Source organism: Spirosoma knui, from assembly GCF_054780635.1.
This window is the reverse complement of sequence record NZ_BAAGVY010000008.1, coordinates 108,064-129,370: the sequence shown is the minus strand read 5'-3', so window position 1 is coordinate 129,370 and position 21,307 is coordinate 108,064. Positions and strand designations below refer to the sequence as shown.

The window sequence follows — 21,307 nt, the reverse complement described above, 5'->3', positions numbered from 1 at the left end:
TGTGTCAATAACGAATAGGATGTCCATACTTTTTGATTGCGTGTCAATAGTCTAAGCCAACTCATCATGATACTTACTTTATTGACCATAAATCAACAGTCGCAATTTCAGCATTTTATGTGTTCGTTGGATGCAATTGAAAATGGATTTGAATTGCTGACGAGTATAGTAGGCAAAGGCGACGTACTGATTACGGCTACGCTTGTCGAGGAAGGAGAAGCTACTGAACTGCCCACCGAAGTATTTGATGGACAATCGTTTCTCGAACCCATTCAGCAGCTTGAAATGCAGTGGCAAGCTATCCTGAGCCCTCCCATCGACCCGGTGATTGATCGGAGCGAGCTACTGGCCTGGACACGTAAGCGCATCCAGCACTACGAACAGCGGCTGACTTGTTACGAACTCACCATCAGCCGACTGGAAGAGCTTATCGATAGAACTCAGGAGTCGTTTGCGGCAGGTTGTCGACGGGATCGGCTCATCAGCCGCTACCGGGGTTTAATTGACCAGAATCGACAATATGCCCTGAAAACGAAGAACGACTGTCGGTCGACCGTTGAGCGGTTGGCGCAACTCTCTAAATAATAGCTACCAATCAAGCCTCACTACGGCAAGGCCGCCGTGGTTAAGGGCGTAACAGGTGTCTGATCCGGAATGCGGCCCTGGAGCTTCGCCATCGAAACGTTTGGCAACCGGGGTAATACGTACCGGGCAAAGAGTTGACCTTCGTCCAGCAGTGGGTAGCCCGACAGGATAAACGCCCGTATGCCCATGTCCATATAACGGTTTAACTTCTCAATGATCTGATCGGGATCGCCAACCAGCGCACCACCGGCCCCCGAACGGGCCTTTCCTATATCTGTCCAGAGCAGGGGCTCCACAAATCCGTCGGAGTCGGCCTGTTCGCGCAGGACATTCTGACGTTGCACCCCCAGCGACCATGAACTCTGCGATTGATTTTTCAGAGCCGCTCCCCGAACCGGGTCAAATTTCGACATCAGCCGTTTGGCGTAGGCGCGGGCTTCGGCCTCGGTTTCCCGCACAACGACGTGAATGCGTAAGCCAAAATCCACCTGACGGCCGTAGCGCGCGGCCCGGGCCGATACGTCCTGCATATTCTCGTACAGCATTTCTTCGGTTTCGGGCCACATCAGAAACAGGTCGCAGTACCTGGCGCAAACGTCCCGCGCTCCGTCGGACGTGCCGCCGAAGTAAAGCAGGGGGCCGCCATTCTGCTGATACGGTCTAACGGGGGTGGTCGACAGCGCGATTTTGCCGTAGACCGGACCATCGTGTTCGATACGTTCGCTCGTCCAGGCTTGTTTCAGGATGTCGATGGTTTCGGCGCACCGCTGGTAGCGAAAGTCGGCATCTTCGCGGTAGCCCGGCAGATCTGAATTAATGATGTTGATCGTCAATCGGCCTTGCAGCATGTGATCCAGCGAAGCCAGAGCCCGGGCCAGCATGGGCGGATGAAGCTCCCCGCACCGAATGGCGGTTAACAGGTTAATACGTTGCAATTCGGGGGCAATGCCCGAAGCAAAGGTCAGCACTTCCTGACCAACCATATAGGAGGTAGGCAGGAGGAGATTGCTGTAGCCAGCCTGATCGGCCATGAGCGCAATGTCGCGGCAGTGCGCGAACGTGCTGCGTCGGTTCGGGTCCAGTACGCTGATGTATTCGGTATCTTCCCCGCAGAGATCGTCAAACCAGGCTACTTCGCACACGCGCTGCGGGGTTCGGATGCTGACGGATTTTATGGGTTGATGAAGCATGAACTCGGGGTTAATTTATCAGGCTGCAAAGATGGGAGAGAGACGCGATTTAGACCTAGCCGGTCTGCGGTATTTGTTAGTCCGTACAGCACTACGTGGGTATATAAGGCAATCACCTAGCGCTTGGTCACCACTTTCGGTACGTAACACCCGCGTAAATAAGCAGACCGACGCCAGCGGCAATGCCGACGTCCCGGGCTTCCTGACCGGAGCTATTGCTGAGTAGCCAGAGGCACAAAGCAACCGACAGCACGGCAATGGAACCTCCGCCCGCTATTCGAAACGCTGCCCTTGGTGTTTCCGATGAGGTTGTCTTATCGCTGTTACGTAATACCGGAAGGGCTGCGCAGGTCAACGCGAAGTAAGATAGCCGGATAATGGTGCTCAGGGTGAGCGCATATATAAACGTACCCGTTACCGCCAGCAGTAACTTCAGAGCCGCCGTTACCAGGATCGCTACGTGTGGGGTCCTGAATCGAGGATGGGTGGCGGCTAGAAAGGAGGGAAGCTGACCTTGTTCAGCCATGGCAAACAGTAATCGGGGACCGGTGAGCATGAGCGCATGTAAGGTGCCCAGGGCCGTAACCAGAGCAGCAATCGTGATGAATAAACCACCCGCTGGACCAATAAACTGCTGAGCCGCGTCCGCCAGCGGGCGTTCCGAATGTGCCAGATCAGGCAGTGTACCAATGCACACAATCTGAACGGCTATAAACAAAACCGTTACAAGGCCAATCGCTATGAATAAAGAGATCGGTACAGTGCGTTGCGGCTGCTGAATTTCGCCCGAGGGAATGGCCGCTACGTCGAAGCCCGAGAATGTAAAGATCAAGAGAAGAACCGCCTGCGAAAACGGTGAATAATCGGGTAAGGCCGGGAACGTAAACGCTTGCCTGTCGACAAAAAACAGGCCAACGATCGTAAAGAGCGTAACGACTAACAGCTTGCTGATGGTAAACAGGTTATTGACCCTGGCCGACCGTTGCACTCCCACCCAGTTGATAGCCGCCAAGCCAGTGACTAAGGCCGTAATGACGCCGATACGTCCCCAGCCGCCGACAAGTTCCGGCCAGAAAAAAGCCGCGTAGCTGACAAACAGATTACAGATCGACGCAAACGAAGCCACCCGCGACAGCCAGAACAGCCAGCCCACTTCGAAGCCCACCAGCGGACCAAAGGCAACTCGTGCGTAGAGATAAGGCCCACCCGTACCGCTGAATCGGCTGCTGACTTCGGCGAAACACAGGATAATGAGCGTAACAACGGCTGCACTGACACCGTACGCCAGTAGACTGTACGTACCGACGAGGGCGTAAATTTTCGAGGGTAATCCCAGGATGCCAGCGCCAATGGTAATATTGATGATGAGCGCAATGAAGTCGAACCGACGAATGCCCCGAACCAGGCTGGTTTGTGGGAGAAGTTTCAAAAGATGTTGACGTTAAGCGAACGGCTAAAATACGCCATTCCCGTTGTTGCGTCAAAACTAAAGGCAGGCCCTGCGGAATTCACTCAGGCTTACTAAATCTATAATCGGGTTGTCAAGCCGGGGGCAAATCAAGCAGTAGGAGCAGGGCATCGTTGGATAATGCTTCGAATTCGAGCATTCCCGTTTGCTCATATACCAATGCCAGACTATCTTTTTCGTGGAGAAGCCGGTTGGCTACTTCAAACACGCCCTGTACGACAAACACAAAAATTCGTCGGGGAAGACCATCAGAGGCTGGGGCAACTGGGTACGTTCCTTCCTGCCTTCCGCCAAACCGGCCAATAAAACCTTGGTAGCCAGCATCTGATGCACCAAGAAAGGATACGAGATGGTTTGGCTGTTGTAAATCAAACTCGGTTTGCCGATTGACCGGTGAGAAGTCGCTCTGGGGCTTCTTCAGCCGGCATTGCACACAGCGAATGGATTCGGATGGGTAAGGGTTCGTGACCGTGTACGTCGTCCCGGCCGCCAGCGACAAAACCCCCGCCTGACCCGGCTCGAGCGGGGTTGTTACTTCGGCGTAGGTGTAATCAAGCCCGCCTACAATAGGCAGCAGAATTATTTCGGTCGGCGCTTCGACCTGCCGGGTCAAACTGGCACCGGCTACCAGACTGTCCTCGCTGAACAGATTTAGGGGCCCAAATGGCTCCCGCCCTTCGGCCGCGTAGGAGCCAAAATTGAACGTATGAATGCTCTGACCAGATGCTGAGGATACGTGCCCCCGCTGATCGGCCGGGTAAATCTGTGCTTGCGATTGCGTATCCATTAGTTGGGCAGTCATTTCGTTTTCATTGGATGGCCGTTACGGTATCATTTATCGCCTAAAGCCAGGACAACAAATGACTATAAAGACCATCTAATGACAACAAATGACCAGTGGATTATGCTTTAACGACAATCGTGTGGGTTAGCGCGTAACCCGCCGAATTACTCCCCGATACGGTCGCTAATTCGGTGGTAAAACCATCGCTGAATACGTTGTCCCGTTCGTTTTTGGTGTCCTGTGCGCCTTTGGTATACCCCTGCGCCTGCCCCGTAGTATAAATCGTGTTCGTAATGTCGTAGGGGAAGGCGATCTGAGTAACCAGCAGCGATTTGCCCGACGCACTGTAAATGTGCACATGGACATGCGGAGCGCGACCTGAATACCAACCCGGAAAGATGGACGTAAAATTAACCAAGCCGTTTGTGTCGGTTGTCTGCCGACCCCTCAGGAAATCAACGTTCTGTAAGTTCACACTTTGCATGCCGCTGCCGCCGTATTCAGAGTAATACCCATCTTTGTCGCAGTGCCACACGTCGACAATCGCACCCGACAGGGCGGCACAACTCGCGCTGGCGTTTTTGATGGTGATGTTCATGGTCAACAGAATGCCGGTCCGCCCGTCGGTAATGTCTTTGCGAACGAAGTTAGCCGGTGTTTTGGTGGGGAATGGCCCTTCGGTTTCGGAGGGTGTCGCCGAGCAGTTGCTGGATGAACTTCCGTTGGTTGAACCCGTTGCCGTGGTAGTGCCCGAAGACGTACCGCTCGTGTTTGTTGAACTGGTTGGGTCAATGGTGGTGTCGCTACAGGCGCTCAGGGCTGCAAGGCCTAACAGGCTGGTGAATCCGCGTTTCAAAAATTCTTTGCGTTCCATGGAATATCTTCTAGAATGTGAGGGGTTAATTCGGATGATTTTTAGAGTAAGAAGTAGGCTGATTTCAGCCGGGCACAACTTTGAATTTATTGCCTGATCGTTGCTTGCTGTACAGTTATAACGCAGTCTGTCAGCGCCTTCGTTACGTCGGATAGGCACTTAGCGGTGAACCTGATCAATGTGTCGATAAATGATGAATAAGCCGTATTCAGCCGCAAAGCGGTCGGGTTACAGGAAGCGGTTTTGCCAGTCATTTTGCTCTTTATTGCCAATACGAATCGGCGTATAGTCCCGTTGCAGGGCGCTATACTTTTGATACGGTTTGCGATAAATCCGCTAAATATGCCGGTAAACGGATGCTTACGGTCGGAAGGCGTTCAGGACAGCGGATTCAAAGCTGATCCCGATCGGGATATCACGACCGGCCAGGTGAATGGTTTTGTTGCGAATGCCTTCAATGCGGTTGAAGGGAACGATGAAGGATCGGTGCACCCGAATGAATGGGCGCTTAGGCGCATTTATGCCCGGAAGTTTTTCGAGCATCGACTTCATGGTCATTCGGGCAACGATGGGCCGCGCAAAGGCCTGACCCGGCTCTGGTTCCAGGTGAATTTTGAGATAATCGTCCAGACCTTCGATATAAAGAATATCAGCTAAGGCGATCTTATATACCGTATAATCCGCTTTTACGTAGAGGTAGTCGTCGGCGGGGGCAGTACGTTGCTGCCAGCGGAAGAAATCCTGGGCTTTGGTAACCGCCTGAAGAAACCGCTCGAAGGTGAACGGCTTGAGCAGGTAATCAACGGCATTGAGCGTGAACCCCTCCACGGCGTATTCGGCGTAGGCCGTCGTGAAAATGACCATCGGCTGGGTTCCGCTGGCGCTGATCGCCCGGTAAAAGTCCGTGCCCGACATAAACGGCATGTTGATGTCCAGAAACAGAAGGTCGGCTCCCGTGTCGGTAAGGTAGCGTTGCGCTTCATCGGTGCGCGTGAATGTCTGTTGCAGGTCGATAAACGCCACCTGCTGACAGAAGTGACTCAGGACCCGGAGCGCTGGCGGTTCATCGTCTAACGCAATGGCGCGGATCATGAGAGAGTCAGAGAAAGTTCAACCGTAAAACTATCCGGTACGTCGCGGATTACCAACGTATGCTGACCGGGATATAAGAGTTGTAAGCGAGCTTTGGTGTTGGTCAAACCAATGCCGCTGCTGGCGGCTGTCGACTCGGCAACCCGGACTTTCTGGTTAAATACGTAACAGGACAACTGATTCTCACGAATCTCGATCCGTATGTCGATCCGCGAAGGCTCCTGCGGACTAACACCGTATTTAAAGGCGTTTTCGATGAATGAGATCAGCAGGAGTGGCGCAATGAGCAAGCCGTTCGGGTTGCCCAGCGTCGTGTATTGAATCGGTACGGTATCTGATAGCCGCAGTCGTTGCAGCGCTACGTAATGGCCGATATAAGCGAGTTCATGGGGCAGCGAAACGCGATCCTGGTGCCCTTCCGAAATAACGTAACGCAGGAACGACGATAGCTGAATAAGGGCATTGGCCGTCGCGGGTGACTCAACAATGGCTAAGGAATAGATGCTATTGAGCGTATTGAACAAAAAGTGGGGGTTGATCTGCGCTTTCAGGTATGAGAGTTCGGTATCGAGCCGCTGCCGCTCCGTTTCGCGCCAGCGGTTGTTGATGCATATCGCGAGTGATAGCAGCAGTCCGGCCAGAAACAGGAAAAACGTCTGGCTGTTTTCGGGTGGTAAGCCGGGCGGTTGCAGACTCCCAGGGGGAGGACCCTGATTGGGAAATGGGGGTGGGGGCAGCGAACGTTCGTTGGTCGGCCCAAATGGTGGTCGGATACCTTGCCGATTGACCGTGGTCAGTAAACTCTGAATAATCAGGAAGCATATCAACACGCACACGCCGTACCCGACGTATTTGCGCGTAAAATAAAGCCGGGGAATCAGGACGTAGGCGTTCAGGTAGAAAAAACCAATGGTCAGCAAATACGACAGCAGGTTTCGCTGCTCATGCGGATTGTGGAGAAGCTCGGCTAGCTTAGCGAAGCCTTCGTCGGTGAAGAGGTACGGCAGGGCCAGAAAAATCAGGCAGCCCAGTATATGAATGAGAACAAGCGTTGTGTTGCGAGCCATAGGCGTTGGCGATACGGAAAGATAAGGCATCTCCGCCAACGATAACGCAAATCGCGGTGAACCAGGCTAAACTATCGGTAAACGCTACGTAGTAATACACCTCAATCCTGACCGAAAATGCGGATCATTCCGTTTTCGACAGTGAAGACACCGTGCGGATCTTTATTCAAACCGATGGGTGTTTTGTTGGTCGCGGCTTGAGACGGGCGGAGGTAGGTTTCCAGTCGCTCTGCTGGTCAATAGCGAAATAGACAGTGACGATTTTTTTACAAAACAGGAAAGCTAACGTCATGCGAAGGTGAGCAGTCTGGCTAGAAAACTGAGTCGATCTTGGGTTAAAAGTAGCGGAGCAGATAAGGTAGACTATGGTATAAATCGATTTTCGGCCGGTATACTTCCGCCATTCTTTGTACATTTCCAGTATGAAGCGCTATATCCAGCACGAGCCCTTTAACGTATACCTGTTTTCGGTCAGTGAATGGCCGCACCCCGTTCACAAACACAGTTACTTTGAAATCATCTTCATCCGGACGGGCAGCGGACGACATTTTCTCAATGGCAACACGTTCACCTACGCGCCGGGGGATGTTTTTCTGCTGGGGCCGGAAGATTACCACTCGTTCGATATCGTTGAACCCACTACGTTCTGTTACATCCGTTTCACGGAGGTATTTGTGAAAGAACACACGATGGCAAACGCCCTTCACTGGTTGAGGACGTTCGAGTTTTTGCTGAACACACCCTATCAGGCCACGGGCAGCATCGTGACTGACCAAACCGAGAAAGAATTGCTGGACCATCTGCTGATCGTGCTGATTCATGAGTACGGAAACAGCGATGGTCACGACGAACTACTGATCAATGGGCTAATGAAGGCCATACTGGTGATACTGGCCCGGAACGTAGTGCGGCAGCGCTCGGCGGGGCTCGACGAACGAACAAAGCCCCGGCTGATCGAAGAGGTTCTGCTGTACATCTGCCAGCATATTCATGATCCCGAGGCCTTACGGCTGGAACCGCTGGCCGAACGATTCCACCTGTCACCAACGTACCTGAGCGCGTTCTTCAAAAAGCAAACGGGCGAGTCGCTGCAACTCTATATCGTGAAGTATAAGCTCAAGATGATTGAGAACCGGCTGCGGTTCAGCACCCGAAACGTAGCGCAGATTGCCGATGAATTTGGCTTCACCGACAGCAGCCACCTCAATAAGCTGTTCAAGAAATACTACGGGGTGCCTCCGCGGGCGTTTCGGACTACAAAAGCAGACAGAACGTAAATATCGTACCCCTCCCAACCTCCCCTACAAGGGGAGGAGCTGAAAATGGCCGTCTATAAAACTCCTCCCCTTGTAGGGGAGGTTGGGAGGGGTACCACACGGAAGCAGTACTAAAAAAGGTTCGAAGCTAGACAGCTTCATCATTTTACGTCCTCGCCCTTCCCGAATTTGGACCCGAAGAAATCCCCTTTGTTCCAGACGGGGCGCTGATCGGCCTGGGCGGTTAGGTAGCCGATCAGGAACTGCAATTGTACGTGTTTGGCAGCCGCTTTGAAATCGAACGGCTGGTTCATGTCGTCCTGGGGTGAGTGGTAAATGGTTGCCCGCCAGTCGAGGTTGAGTTTGGTGCCGTCGAGGTTGGGGTTGCCCGTTTGGGAGCCGCTTTTGATGTAGATAGCCGGAATCCCCTGCCGTACGAAGCTAAAATGATCGCTGCGCATGAATACCGTTTGCTCCGGAATTGGGTCTTTAGCGATCTGTACCCCAACGAATGCAGCTGCTGCGTTGACTTCCCGAACCATACTCGAATGTTCGGAGCCATAGGGCACAATATCGAGCAGCGAATGAAAGAAAAACGGCATGTCCAGACACAAATTCGCGACAATCTTTTCTTTGGGTACCGTTGGATTGCTGGCAAAATAATCGGAGCCAAGCAGCCCCATTTCCTCGCCCGTTACGGCCACGAACAATACTGACCGGCGGGGTGCTTTCGGCAAAGCCGAGAAAAGCCGGGCCGTTTCTAGATTGATCGCTACCCCCGACGCGTTATCGTGGGCACCATTGTAAATCGAATCGCCTTTAACGGGCCGACCAATGCCGAGGTGATCGAGGTGGGCGACATAGACGACGTACTCGTTTTTCAGGGTCGGGTCGGAGCCGGGCAGTACCGCCACCAGGTTCTGACCCGCTACGTCTTCGACTACGTCGGTTTGGGTATGCATCCGAACCCAGACATTCAGCGGAAACGCCTGCGCCTGGTTCCGGCGGGCTTTTAACAAGGCATCGTCGAAGCTGACGCTGGCACCGGAAAACAGCATTCGGGCCGTCGAGTCGCCGAGTGAAGCCGTTCCTTTCAGGGCGGGAAACGTGCGCTGGGGCTTGCCCTGCTTGTCGAGCCAGCGGTAAATGCCCTGTCGGGCGCGCGGTGCCGCCGATTGAATGCGGTTCTGGAGGTCAGTTGGCAAGTTAAAAGACAGGACGCCTACGGCCCCGTGGGCAACGGCGTTCTCGGCCTTGCTCGACGCGTAATAAGCCCGCTGGTTCGAGGGAAACGTAGCGGGAGCACCATTCACATAGGCTACAATCTTGCCCGTTACGTCGATACCCGCGTAGTCGTCGTAATCCAGTTCGGGGGCCGATACGCCGTAGCCGACAAAGACTACCGGGGCATATACATCGCTGTTGGGAAGATCGGGATTGGGGCTCAGTATGAACTGCCTACCGTATTCCAACGGCTGTTCTTTCCCATTCCGCGACAGGGCCATTGTGCTGGCGCTTTCCCGAACCTGCCACCGGCGCAGGGGCACCGATTGCCGATACGTCTTGTTTTCGCCCGCGGGTTGCAGGCCAAGGGCTTCGAGTTGCGCCTGCACGTAGTTAGCGGCCAGGGCAAAGCCGCGGGTACCGGGTTTACGGCCTTCGAGGGCATCATCGGCCAGAAAACCCATGTGCGCCCGGATCGCATCGGGCCGAACGGACCGGGCTGCGGACTGGGCTTCGGCGGGAATGGCGTTGGGTTGGGCAACCAGCGACGTGCTGGCCAGCAAACCAATCAGACAGGCAGCGATAGGAAAGGAAACACGAATCATCCTGCAAGATAAACAAAGACCTCGCTCGCTAAAAGAAGGGCAACCATTCCGATTGAACTATGAAAAATGGCTATGCCGATGTTCAAAAACGAAACAGCTTTAGATTTTCTAAAAACAATGCAATTAATCTATAGGCATAATTATAAAAGAACTAATTTCAATTTTAATCCAAGCACGTTATAGCCTCATTTTACTAACCTTATGAATTACTTGCCTATCACAAAAGCACTGGCTCCCCGCTTGCGTTGCGGGCCCATTCTGGTGGTTGACGATAACGACGATCATTGGTTTCTGATTCGATGGGCCTTGCTCCGTACGCTGCCCGGCGTTGCGGTTTATCGGACGAAGACGGCCGACGAAACGCTGGCGTATTTAGAAACCTGCCTTGCCGAAGCCCGAAAATTGCCGGAGTTAATTTTGCAGGACTTGTACTTACCGCAGCGTGAGACCGGCTGGCAACTGCTGGAAGCGATTAAGCAGCACCACACCTTTCGGCGGTTGCCCGTTGTTGTGCTGAGCCATTCGGATGATCCCAAGGATATTGAGCAGTCTTATTATCTGCGCAGTACGTCCTACATGGTAAAGCCAGTGAATTATGCCGATTGGATTAGGTATTTCGAGGATTTTCGGCGCTATTGGTGGGAGGCTGTTACCTTACCTAATCAAACGGATTTTTATTGGGATCGCCCCGTTTTGGATGATTCGGCAAGCTAAAGTTGATTGATCATCGCAAAGGAACTTACCAGTGGACCGGTCAAGGAGCTTCGGGTCCCATTGAAGGGAGCGTGTTGAGGTCTAGCCAGTAGTGGCAGACCGATCGCATGACCGCCTGCATCTCATTCATGCCGACGGGTTTACGCAAAAACGAGTTGGCACCCGCCCGAAAACATAGGTCCAGGTCATGGTCCGATACCATATTACTCATCATGACTACCGGCACCTGCTTCTAGTCGGTGTGTTGCTTTAACAGGAGTAAGGTATCGTAGCCGCTCAGACCCGCGGGCATGTTCAAATCCAGGACGATGAGGTACGGCCGCTCCGATTCAATACGTATACACTCCGCCAGGGCTTCCCCGCTGGTGAAGAAACGTACCGGATACTGTGTAAGGAACCGGGTAAAGAGTTGTTGTAGCAGAAACAGATAATCTGAACTGTCGTCAACAATGTAAATTACTTTGTTCGTAGGCATTGAAAAATAATCCAGGCTACCGATTTATAATACGCGGGTAGTTAATCCGCTTTCCGGACAAATTGTTCAATAAACCAGCCTCGTGGGCCGTATCCTCTCCCGGCAGGGCACCTACCCAGGAACGGGATGCGGGTACCCAGTAAAAACAGATCAGTTTTTTTGGGATAGATAATCTTTAAACTATAGACTGTTGATCGACTCGGAAGCGAGTCGATCCGCAAGTTTGCTCATTCCGACCGCAGCCAGCCTGATGTCACCGTGAGAGGAATCAGGTACTTGTCCCGTTAGTCTGAAAATTTCGGACAGGCTCCTGACGAATCCGCGCGTCGGTTGTTAAGTCGGGAAATGAATTCGGATCAGGGTTCCCTGGTTAGGCTGGCTTTCCACCTCAATCGTCGCATTCAGTAGCTTACACAACTCTTTGACAATGATCAGGCCAATGCCTTCGCCAGACACTCGGTCGGACGCTGGTTTTGGGAAAGACACGTTCGCCCGTTCAGGAAGCGTGCCGTTCGTGATCAGAAACTGACTTGCTGCTGCGGGAATTCCCGTTCCGGTGTCCTGCACGCTGAATTGCCAGCCCGCTGTTTCGGCGGTTCCCCACGACAGGGTGATGCTGCCTGATGGGGTGTTCTTCACCGAGTTTAGTAACAGATTCTGCGCAATACGCTGAATTTTGACCGAATCGCTTTCAACCAGTAAGTGATCAGGGCCGTCCAGAACCACCGTCAGCCCTTTTTCCGAAGCCATCGGCTTTATACTCTCGCCCAGTTCACACAAGGTGTCGCCAACGTCAAATGAGCTGAGCTGCACTTCTTCCTGACCAGCTTCCAGTCGGGAGTAATCCAGCAACTGAGTCAGCATCTGCGTGGCCTGCTTCAGATTGCGTTGCAGCATGGTCAGCATCTGTTTGCGCTCTTCTTCCGTGCTGCTCATGTCGATCAACGTAGCGGCTCCCTGAATAACGCCGAAGTTCCCCCGCAGATCGTGAGAGGTGGCCCGCAGGAACTTACCCCGTTCGCGGAGCTGATGATGGAGCTCTTCCAGCCCCTGAATGGTTCTATTCGACTGATTCAACTGATTCAGCCACTGTTCCTTTTCCTGTTCGGTCTGTTTCAGAAGCGTAATGTCGAGCCCGGAAATAACCACTCCGTCGTCGTATTTAACAACAGACGTACCGAACCAGCGTAACGTCTGGTCGTAGTCGATGGGCTGTTCTCGATACGACGATACGCCCGTTGTCACCACACCCTCCAGCACTGAGAACGTTTCATCGCCCCATAAAGCGCTGGCAAAGAAACGGACCGGTTGACCAACCAACTGGCTGATGGGTTTGTGCGTCATGTCGGCAAACTTCTGGTTGCAGACCAGAAGATGAAAATCGATGACCGTTGCGTGGTCGTCGCGAATGGCCTTGAACAACCCAATTGCCGCGGGCGAACTGTTCAGGATACCCTGTAAACTCATGGCGGTCTGCTGGATGTCTTCTACCAGTTGCAGGTCGCTGATGTCACGGGCGATGGCCAGCACACTTTTTACGGACCCATCCGAAGCCAGTTCGGGCACCATCGTGGAATAGTAATAGGCAACGCCGTTCGAGGTCGGAAACGTATTATAATGACTTTGCGGCTGACCGGTCAGAAACGCCATGCGCAGCTTTTGCATGTACGGCAGCGCAATCTCGTCGGGCTGTCCCATCTCCTGATACGTTTTGTTCAGCAGCTCGCTCAGCGGCAAGTCGGCCTTTTTCTCAAAGGCTGAATTCGCAAAAGTTAGCTTCAGGTCGGAGTTCCAGCGGGTGATGGCGTCGGGCGTGTTTTCGACCAGCGACCGGAGCAGATTCTGATTATCCTGTAGCTGCTCTTTCACCTGTTGAAGGGCCTCGTCTGTTTTAGGCGTTTCCAGCTCGTGCTGACTCCGCTGCACCTGCGCGTTCGCTTCCACCACCTGCAGCATCCGCTGCCGGGCCCGGATGTCGAGAGACTGCAGCAGAGTCGTCCGGTTGTAGAGTTCGGCGCAGGAGCCAATGTAGCCGTCGTAGCTGCCGTCGTAGCGCATGTTGGGTTTGCCGTTGAGCAGCATCCAGCGGTATTCGTTGTCGTGGCGCTTAAGCCGGAACTCAGCCTGAAAGGGCTGCTGTTTGGCAAACGCAGCATTATAGGTCGTCAGGTAGCTTTCCCGGTCGTCGGGATGAATATCGTGTTCCCAGCCCAGGTTCGTTTCTTCATCGAGTGAACGGCCCGTAAAATCAAGCCAGGCTTTGTTAAAAAACGTATAGCGGCCACCGGCGTTGGTGACCCAGATGAGCACGGGGGCGTTGTCGATCAGGTTATGAAGCCAGGCCTCGCGTTCGGTCAGCATGCGCTGCACCTGCCGGTGGTCAGTGATGTCTTCAAGGGCCAGCAGCACAGATTCGCTCTGGCGAACCACCCGCCGGGCACTGAGCCGCAGGACTTTCTCGCCGATTTCGGCAAACGTGTGGGTAACCTCAAACGCTTCGATCTGAGCGTCTTTGACGAGTACGCTGCTCAGCAGATGCCGGAGCTGCGGGATGTCCCACTGGCGGTCGCCGAGTTCATAAATCAAACGTCCTTCGGTACTTTCCTCGCTAACTTTAAACAGCTTATAGAAGGCCTTGTTAGCACTCTTCACCCGCAGGTCTTCGTCCAGCACCAGCGTGGCTTCGCGAATGGTCGAGAAAATCATCTCCGAGAACTCGTGAGCTTCCGAAAGCTGATCGTTACGTACCTGTAGCTCCTGGTTAATGGTCAGCAACTCTTCGTTGGTCGATTCAATTTCTTCTTTGCTGGTTTCCAGCTCTTCATTCATGCTTTGCAGCTCTTCGTTGCTGCTGATAATCTCTTCGTTGGCCGATTGAAGTTCTTCGTTAGAGGCTTCCTGTTCTTCAATGATCGAGCGCATATCTTCCCGGAGAATGGCCAGTTCTTCTTCCAGCTGCTTGATGCGGAGATTGCGCGAATCGGCCAGGTCCGACCCGGCAGTAACGAGGGGCGTAATCTCCTCGAACAGAATCAGAAACAGCTGTTCTTCGGTATCGGTCCGGAGCGGAACGGCTTCAATGGCTACGTAGTGCAGTTTATCCTTGAGCCGGATTTCCAGGTCGGATTTACGCACGGGCTGGTTACTCTTGCGGGCTTTATGCACCACATTCCGCAGCTCGAAGGCCAGAGAAGGGCGGGCCATTTTCAGCAGATTCAGGCTGGCCTTGCCCGGTGCCGGTTCCAGAAACAGACCGGTCGAACCCCGGAACTGAAGAATGTCCAGATCCTGGTTGACAACCACGCTGGCCGGTACGTACTGCTTCAGCAGGACATTGTCGACGAGCCGTTCCAGATCGTTGAAGGGAGTAGGCTCTTTAGCCATAGGTGAAATTTGAATAGATTCCGCCGGACGATCGTCCGGCGGGCGGACGTTCATCTCGAAATTGATCCGGCTCGTAACGTCATTCTTACGGGCATAGATCTTGTAGTTTTTTTCGAGCTGAGAGAAGAGCGGAGCCGCAGAACCTACCGTCTCGGATTTGCCCAGCAACAGATAGCCCGTCGGGTTGAGCGCGTAATGGAACGTAGCGATGGCTTTCCGCTGTAGCGGGGTGTCCAGGTAAATCAGCAGATTCCGGCAGCTGACAAAATCCAGGCGTGAGAAAGGCGGATCTTTCAAGGCATTGTGCGGAGCAAACACGCACAGGTCGCGAACGGATTTATTGATCCGGTAATTGGCGTCAATTTTCGTGAAAAAACGGTCGAGCCGATTCGGCGATACGTCGACGAGTTCACTCGGCGTATAACTGCCCTGCCGGGCTTTGGCCACGGCGATTTCGCTCAGGTCGGTGGCGAAAATCTGGATGGATAAATTAAGCGACCGGTCGTTGAGCAGTTCTACCAAAAGCATGGCCAGCGAATAGGCTTCCTGGCCCGTGGAGCAGGCAGGAACCCAGATCCGGATGGAAGCCCCGGCCGGTTTCTCTTTAATGATTCGGGGAAACAGCACCTTCTTCAGGTAATCCATGGTGTCGGTATCCCGAAAGAATGTCGTTACGTTAATCAGCAGGTCGTTGTACAGCAACCGGACCTCGTCCGCGTGCTGGTCCAGGTACTGGGCGTATTCGTTGAGGTTGTCGAGTTTATAGAGCACCATCCGCCGGATGATCCGACGCCGGATGGTAGACATTTTGTAATAGGTGAAATCGACCCCAATGACGCGACGCAGAATCTGGATAATGGTCTGTATGTTCTCGGCTGCGCTCGTATCTGCGTTCGTCTCTTCCAGAAGAGCATCAACCGTCGCGATCTGCCTTAACATCTCGGGTTGCTGACTCAACTGCTCCAGTTCCTGGGCAATGGCTTCGGGCGACAGCACCTTATCGACAACGCCTTCGCTGATGGCTGAGCGCGGCATACTCTGGAACTTCGCCGATTCGTCCTGAGCAAACGTAAAGCCGCCAGCCGCTTTTATGGCGCGCAAACCCAGGGTGCCATCCGTGGCTGTACCCGACAAAATAATGGCAATAGCCCCATCTTTTTGTCGATCGGCCAGGGAAATAAAAAACTGGTCGATGGGCGAGTGAATGAGCGATCGGTCCGGCCTGAAGTTCAGTTCCAGCGCTCCGTCCACAACGGCCATGTCCTGGTCAGGCGGAATAATGTATACCTGATTGGGCTTAATACGCATGCCCTGCTCGGCTTGAGCCACGGGCATGCTTGTCGATCGGCCCAGAATGGTGTCCAGATTACTTTTATGTTCAGGGCTCAGATGTTGGATATAAACGAAGGCGAATCCGGTGGTTGGCGACAGCTTTTGCAATAATTCGGTGACCGCTTCCATTCCTCCGGCCGAAGCGCCAATGGCAACGATCGGCACAAGTTCAGGTTGAGCGTTTATGGTAGGTAAGGAGGTTTTCTTCGCAGGCATAGGTGTTGTTTAAACGATAAACCAATTGGTGTTTTACTTGTTAACAAGTCGGCAATTGGTGGACAAGCATGGATTTTTTAACAGGGTAATTCAAGGAAGCCATCGCTACAATCCTTTTTTCTCCGTGAATAAGGGCCGGGAGCGTATTTCTGTTAATTCAGCTGAATGTCCGTTTAAAAGTCGGTATATTTTAAAATAAAAGCTATTCTTCGCAGAGAAGTTTGCGACACGAGCTCGTTACGCTTACGGCTATGACTAAACGCGATATTATTGTAATAGGGGCTTCGGCAGGTGGCGTTACAGCGTTGAAAGAAATTGTAGAGGCATTACCTGCGGATTTCAAAGCGCCTATTTTTGTCGTGCAGCACGTAGCACCCTATTCACCGAGTTTACTGCCCCAAATTCTGACCCATGTCGGGTCGCTGAAAGCGGTTCACCCCAAAGATGGAGAATCCATTCAGGCTGGCTATGTCTACGTGGCCCCGCCCGATCACCACATGCTTGTGGAGGATCATACGATCCTGGTCAAGAAAGGACCTAAAGAGAATCGGTTTCGTCCGTCAATCGACGCCTTGTTTCGTTCGGCGGCCTATACATTCGGCACGCGTGTAATTGGCGTCGTGCTCACGGGACTGCTCAACGATGGTACGTCGGGGATGTGGTCGGTCAAGCGGCTAGGCGGTCTGGGTATTGTTCAGCAGCCCCAAGACGCCATGTATCCGAGTATGCCCGAGAGTGTGCTCGAATTTGTTGAGGTTGAGTATGTTGTGCCGCTGGCCGAAATTCCGGCATTACTGTGTAAACTAACGGAAGAACAGGCTCCTGAAACCCCGGAACTGCCCATGGATGAAATGGAACGATTGCAGACCGAAGTCCATATTGCCGCTCAGCAAAATGCATTCGAAATGGGCGTGCTGGGCATGGGGCAACTCACTCCGCTCACCTGTCCCGAATGTCATGGTGCGCTGGTCAGCTTCAAAGAAGGAAAGCTGATTCGGTACCGGTGCCATACCGGTCATGCCTATACGGCCAGCACGCTGCTGGCCGAAGTAACGAAGACGGTTGAAGATGCATTCTGGAGCACGATCCGTGGCCTGGAAGAAAGCATCATCCTGTTGGAGCAGTCGGCGAAGCTTTTTACGGAAGCGGGTGATACCGAAGCCGCTGACCAGTTTTACCGGAAGGCCACTGAAACCAGAGAACGGTCTGTAAAACTACATGGACTGGTTTTCCAGCAAGAGCAGTTGAGCGAAGATATAGAGAACGCAGAGCCGACGTAATGAACTAAGCGTTACGTCGGCTCTACGATACGGGTTTGCAACTAATCAAGGCGCTGCATCACGGACTTCCTGTCTCGTTGTGCCTGCCCTAACAACCTTGTATGCCGCCCGGTCCCAGTAAACCTTTCTAATCTCAATCCGGAATATCGTTTGTTTACTGTGCTCAATTTGTTGATCAGGGGCGTTCAGTTCAGATGTCGCTGCATCAGGGCGTTTAGCCAATCGAGGTCGGATTCTGTCGTCCGGATGGGTTCACGAAGCACTTCCTGCCACTGTTGTTCGAGCTGTTGAAACACCATCGACAGGTTCTGCCCGTCCAGGTCTTACGCAGGTGTATCGGCGGTAAAGGTTTTATCAACTATTTGGGCCGTTAAGACCGAATTAAAGTTGAAGAAGATGGTGTCTAATTTGCACATAGAGTTCTATGTTTATTAGTAGACGGCCTAATAGGCGAAGAAGGGGCTGTTTATTGTATAAATTAGCTAGCAAATGGTTAATTATCAATTAGTTAAGTGCGTAACGTGGTGAACTAATGCCTGTAGCAGACTGTTCTTATTACAGACACTCAACGTAATTTCATGCCTGATTTCAAGCCCAGTATTGTGCTATATACCGCCGATTCCCTCAACGAACGAGGGGAGGCCATTCTGAGTCAATATCCGGAGGCTGAGACCTTAGAGGTCACGCAGCATAACCGGCTCCCTGAGCTGGGTATGAATCACTTTAAGGTTAAATCAGACGTCTTGGTTCTGGGTAAGCTCAAGACGCAGGATATTAAGTGGAGTGGCCGCAGCTCCGACTACATCGCTCCGAGCCTGGCAAACGGCTGCTTTGGGGGGTGTGCCTACTGCTACGTCGACCGTCACAAGAAAGTAAATCCCATTACGCTGTTTACCAACGTCGACGAGATTATGGCGACGGTAGACAAGCACGTGCATACGCTGGCCTGGCCGAAGCCGGTCAACCAGACCGACCCGACGTACTGGACTTACGATATTGGCTGCAATTCCGATATTTCGGTCGACTACAGCCTATCCGACGGTATCCGCCAGGTGTTTGAATTTTACCGCGATCATCCGCGGGCCAAAGCGACGTTTGCTACTAAGTTCGTGAACCGCGACTTGCTTGACTTTGATCCCAAAGGCAAGGTCCGGATTCGCTTTAGCCTCATGCCTTCCCATGTCAGTAAACTCGTAGACGTACGGACCGACAGCATTGAGAAACGTATTGCGGCCATCAACGATTTTTACGACGCAGGGTACGAAGTGCACGTTAATTTCTCCCCCGTCATTGTATATGGCGGCAAGCAGTGGCGCGACGACTACCGGGACCTGTTCCGACAACTCGACGCCCAACTACGTCCTGAAGTGAAGGCGCAGCTTAAATGCGAGGTTATTTTTCTGACGCATAACCAGTGGCAGCACCAGGCTAACCTAGCCATCAACCCCAAGGCGGAGGAACTGCTGTGGGTGCCGGAACTTCAGGAAAACAAGCGCAGCCAGTACGGTAGTTGGAACATCCGCTATGATCACCAGCTTAAGTCGAAGATGGTAGCCGTATTCGAGCGCATTGTTGATGAGGAAATTCCCTGGTGCGAAATCCGGTATATATTCTGATCAGAACCAGGATTTGTAGGATTGAAATTGATTTATCTGATTTTTCTTTCGGAGAAAGCGTTTTCAGAGTCCTGTTAATCAGCAATAATCCCATAAATCCTGGTTCTAACGATTAATCGACGCTGTTCGCGTTCTTCTTGGTATCTGGCACCGAATCGTCGGGTTTCTCCGTCGTCTTCTTGGTAGTGCGCTGATGGCTGCCGTCTTTTCCGGCTTTACCTTCCTCTTTCTGATTTTTCGAGCTATTTCCTCCGCCAGTTTGCGGAGAATAGTACTTGATGAACAGGTTCATGGCGTTGTTGCGTTGATTGCACGATTACGTTGTGATGCTGCCTTATAAACTACTTATTGAGTAGACTGATTGCGAAACTGACGTAACGGCCTGACCTAACCAGCCTATAAATCCAGAAGCAGGCACCGATCGGTGCCTGCTTCTGGATTTATTCCTGATGACTTGATCAATTAGTTGCTATGACCACCTTTGTTACCACCGGTGGCGTGTCCGGCGCTGCTGTTTCCTTTCGAGTGTTTGGCACTCTTATGAGAGGTTGACGAGCGGCCGTTGCCTTTCTCGCCGTGTTGCGTACCGTTGCCCTGATTTCCCGTAATGCGCTGGTCCTGATACTCCTCCTCGACCTTGTCCAATGTTGACTTTGCCATAACCGTTTGCGTTGAGTGTTTCAGGACCTAACCCCTTAGCGGGCGTTTTGTTTGACGTATTCGTCCATTGAAAAGCGTCCGGAGCCCAATACCAGAAATAACAGCAAGAGCATCAGCACGATAACTGAAAGCCACAACTCCGAATTCAGGGCCGAAAAGCCCCGGCTAATATTCACGAAGAAAACCGCCCCGACCAGAATGGGTAGTTGCAGCAGCACCATCAGCCGCGTCAAACAGCCGACTGCGATCAGAAAGCCACCCATCAGGTGCGCAAACGCAATGTAATGCACCAGCATAACGGCCCACAGGTCGAAGTGCAAACCGCCCACTAACTGCGTCAGGTACGTAGTGTCACTAATGAAGCTAATGCCTTTCAGCACCAGAATAGTCCCCAGCATAATCCGCAACGCGTCAGTCCAGGCAGGGTGATGCGTGTCACCCCAATGCTCAACTCGGTGTAATAGGTTCATACGTGCAACAGGTTTAGTGAATCTATACCTAATGTATGTGTTAAGACGCTTAATGTCAAGACAATATACAATATATTATCTTGTAAGTACAATCTTGATGCAGGTAGGAGGCAGTTGATAGACATTGGATCGGTGGTAAAAATCGATCAAAAGTTTCAGGGACAATCGGCCGAGCGATGCCACTTAGATGAGCGCGAGTGCTTATCTTTGATTAGTTATGACAACAAAACAGACTTCAAAAGCTGTGCTGACAGCACCAACGTTTACTTTCTTACGTGATCTGGTAAAAAACAACAATCGGGAGTGGTTCCACGCGAACCGAAGCCGGTACGATGCCGCTAAAACTGAGCTATGTGGCGTGGTCGAGCGGGTTCTCGCCGGATTGGCTCCCTTTGAACCGCTGGCCAATACGGCCGTAAAAGACTGCATCTTTCGCATCAACCGCGACATCCGTTTTTCTAAAGACAAAGCTCCTTACAAATCAAATCTGGCGTTCGCCGTGGGACCCGGTGGTCGTCACTCCGGCCGGATTGACTATTACGTACAGATTCAACCCAACAACCAGTCGTTTCTAGGGGCGGGCATGTGGCAGCCTACGCCCGCGAATCTGGCCAAATTTCGACAGGAGATTGACTACAATGTCGATGAATTAAAAGAGATTATTGAAGCCGACGAGTTTAAAGCGTTCTTTCCCGAAGCCGCCGGTGAAGTGATGAAAACAGCGCCGAAAGGTTACTCGGCCGACCACCCGGAAATTGACCTGTTACGTCGGAAAGAACTGTTTTTCATCCATCGGTTCACGGACAAGGACGTACTAAAACCCAATTTCGCGGATGAGATTGTGCGCGGTTGCCAGCTCATAAAACCCTACTGCGACTTCCTGAATTATCTGTTCTTCGACGAAAAAGAAGAGCCGGTTACGCTCTAAGATGGTAACTAACCATGCTGACGTACAGCCCCAACACATTCTAAATACCCCTCCCAGCCTCCCCTCTAAGGAGAGGAGCAGAACTTA

Annotated in this window: 19 protein-coding genes; 6 read left to right on the top strand and 13 right to left on the bottom strand. The window is 52.5% G+C overall.

Features of this window, described 5'->3' with window-relative positions:
• Nucleotides 1-66 precede the first annotated feature (66 nt).
• Nucleotides 67-585: a hypothetical protein gene (locus ACYVIY_RS17310; RefSeq protein WP_460977635.1), complete on the top strand. Its 519-nt coding sequence runs from the start codon at nt 67-69 to the stop codon at nt 583-585.
• 20 nt (nt 586-605) lie between these two features.
• On the opposite strand, the gene ACYVIY_RS17305 is transcribed toward ACYVIY_RS17310, so the two are convergent.
• The 6 genes from ACYVIY_RS17305 to ACYVIY_RS17280 form a co-directional block, all read right to left on the bottom strand.
• A complete protein-coding gene (locus tag ACYVIY_RS17305; protein WP_460977634.1) occupies nt 606-1,775 on the bottom strand; it encodes an LLM class flavin-dependent oxidoreductase in 1,170 nt (389 codons plus the stop codon).
• Between the two features lie 127 nt (nt 1,776-1,902).
• Nucleotides 1,903-3,204 (bottom strand): APC family permease, encoded by a 1,302-nt coding sequence (locus ACYVIY_RS17300; RefSeq protein WP_460977633.1) that lies wholly within the window; start codon nt 3,202-3,204, stop codon nt 1,903-1,905.
• Nucleotides 3,205-3,316: 112 nt separating this feature from the next.
• Entirely contained in the window at nt 3,317-4,045 is a 729-nt protein-coding gene (locus ACYVIY_RS17295; RefSeq protein ID WP_460977632.1) for a pirin, read from the bottom strand.
• Between the two features lie 100 nt (nt 4,046-4,145).
• A complete protein-coding gene (locus ACYVIY_RS17290; protein ID WP_460977631.1) occupies nt 4,146-4,901 on the bottom strand; it encodes a dioxygenase family protein in 756 nt (251 codons plus the stop codon).
• A 360-nt stretch (nt 4,902-5,261) separates the two neighbouring features.
• A complete protein-coding gene (locus ACYVIY_RS17285; RefSeq protein ID WP_460977630.1) occupies nt 5,262-5,993 on the bottom strand; it encodes a LytR/AlgR family response regulator transcription factor in 732 nt (243 codons plus the stop codon).
• Nucleotides 5,990-7,060 (bottom strand): sensor histidine kinase, encoded by a 1,071-nt coding sequence (locus ACYVIY_RS17280; protein WP_460977629.1) that lies wholly within the window; start codon nt 7,058-7,060, stop codon nt 5,990-5,992. The genes ACYVIY_RS17285 and ACYVIY_RS17280 overlap by 4 nt, the downstream gene beginning before the upstream one ends.
• 422 nt (nt 7,061-7,482) lie before the next feature.
• Here ACYVIY_RS17280 and ACYVIY_RS17275 point away from each other — a divergent pair, with 422 nt between their 5' ends.
• Nucleotides 7,483-8,337 (top strand): helix-turn-helix domain-containing protein, encoded by an 855-nt coding sequence (locus ACYVIY_RS17275; protein ID WP_460977628.1) that lies wholly within the window; start codon nt 7,483-7,485, stop codon nt 8,335-8,337.
• A gap of 140 nt (nt 8,338-8,477) precedes the next feature.
• Here the strand turns inward: ACYVIY_RS17275 and ACYVIY_RS17270 are convergent, their stop codons facing one another.
• Nucleotides 8,478-10,145, bottom strand: a complete 1,668-nt coding sequence (locus ACYVIY_RS17270; RefSeq protein WP_460977627.1) for a M28 family metallopeptidase — start codon at nt 10,143-10,145, stop codon at nt 8,478-8,480.
• Nucleotides 10,146-10,346: 201 nt separating this feature from the next.
• Between ACYVIY_RS17270 and ACYVIY_RS17265 the strand changes: the two genes are divergently transcribed.
• The gene (locus ACYVIY_RS17265; RefSeq protein ID WP_460977626.1) at nt 10,347-10,859 is read left to right on the top strand and encodes a response regulator; all 513 of its coding nucleotides are present in this window, start codon (nt 10,347-10,349) and stop codon (nt 10,857-10,859) included.
• Nucleotides 10,860-10,899: 40 nt separating this feature from the next.
• Here the strand turns inward: ACYVIY_RS17265 and ACYVIY_RS17260 are convergent, their stop codons facing one another.
• The 3 genes from ACYVIY_RS17260 to ACYVIY_RS17250 all read right to left on the bottom strand — a co-directional run bounded on the left by ACYVIY_RS17260 (nt 10,900) and on the right by ACYVIY_RS17250 (nt 16,266).
• Nucleotides 10,900-11,073: a hypothetical protein gene (locus tag ACYVIY_RS17260; protein WP_460977625.1), complete on the bottom strand. Its 174-nt coding sequence runs from the start codon at nt 11,071-11,073 to the stop codon at nt 10,900-10,902.
• Between the two features lie 18 nt (nt 11,074-11,091).
• A complete protein-coding gene (locus tag ACYVIY_RS17255) occupies nt 11,092-11,334 on the bottom strand; it encodes a response regulator (RefSeq protein ID WP_460977624.1) in 243 nt (80 codons plus the stop codon).
• Nucleotides 11,335-11,667: 333 nt separating this feature from the next.
• Nucleotides 11,668-16,266, bottom strand: a complete 4,599-nt coding sequence (locus ACYVIY_RS17250) for a chemotaxis protein CheB (RefSeq protein ID WP_460977623.1) — start codon at nt 16,264-16,266, stop codon at nt 11,668-11,670.
• Nucleotides 16,267-16,517: 251 nt separating this feature from the next.
• On the opposite strand from ACYVIY_RS17250, the gene ACYVIY_RS17245 reads away from it, so the two are divergent.
• Entirely contained in the window at nt 16,518-17,546 is a 1,029-nt protein-coding gene (locus ACYVIY_RS17245) for a chemotaxis protein CheB (RefSeq protein ID WP_460977622.1), read from the top strand.
• A 578-nt stretch (nt 17,547-18,124) separates the two neighbouring features.
• Nucleotides 18,125-19,162: a spore photoproduct lyase family protein gene (locus tag ACYVIY_RS17240; RefSeq protein WP_460977621.1), complete on the top strand. Its 1,038-nt coding sequence runs from the start codon at nt 18,125-18,127 to the stop codon at nt 19,160-19,162.
• 112 nt (nt 19,163-19,274) lie between these two features.
• On the opposite strand, the gene ACYVIY_RS17235 is transcribed toward ACYVIY_RS17240, so the two are convergent.
• The 3 genes from ACYVIY_RS17235 to ACYVIY_RS17225 form a co-directional block, all read right to left on the bottom strand.
• Entirely contained in the window at nt 19,275-19,454 is a 180-nt protein-coding gene (locus ACYVIY_RS17235; protein ID WP_460977620.1) for a hypothetical protein, read from the bottom strand.
• A 170-nt stretch (nt 19,455-19,624) separates the two neighbouring features.
• On the bottom strand, nt 19,625-19,822 hold the full coding sequence (locus ACYVIY_RS17230) for a hypothetical protein (RefSeq protein WP_460977619.1): 198 nt from the start codon (nt 19,820-19,822) through the stop codon (nt 19,625-19,627).
• 35 nt (nt 19,823-19,857) lie between these two features.
• Nucleotides 19,858-20,292: a DoxX family protein gene (locus tag ACYVIY_RS17225; RefSeq protein ID WP_460977618.1), complete on the bottom strand. Its 435-nt coding sequence runs from the start codon at nt 20,290-20,292 to the stop codon at nt 19,858-19,860.
• A gap of 217 nt (nt 20,293-20,509) precedes the next feature.
• On the opposite strand from ACYVIY_RS17225, the gene ACYVIY_RS17220 reads away from it, so the two are divergent.
• Nucleotides 20,510-21,220 (top strand): DUF2461 domain-containing protein, encoded by a 711-nt coding sequence (locus ACYVIY_RS17220; protein ID WP_460977617.1) that lies wholly within the window; start codon nt 20,510-20,512, stop codon nt 21,218-21,220.
• Nucleotides 21,221-21,307 lie beyond the last annotated feature (87 nt).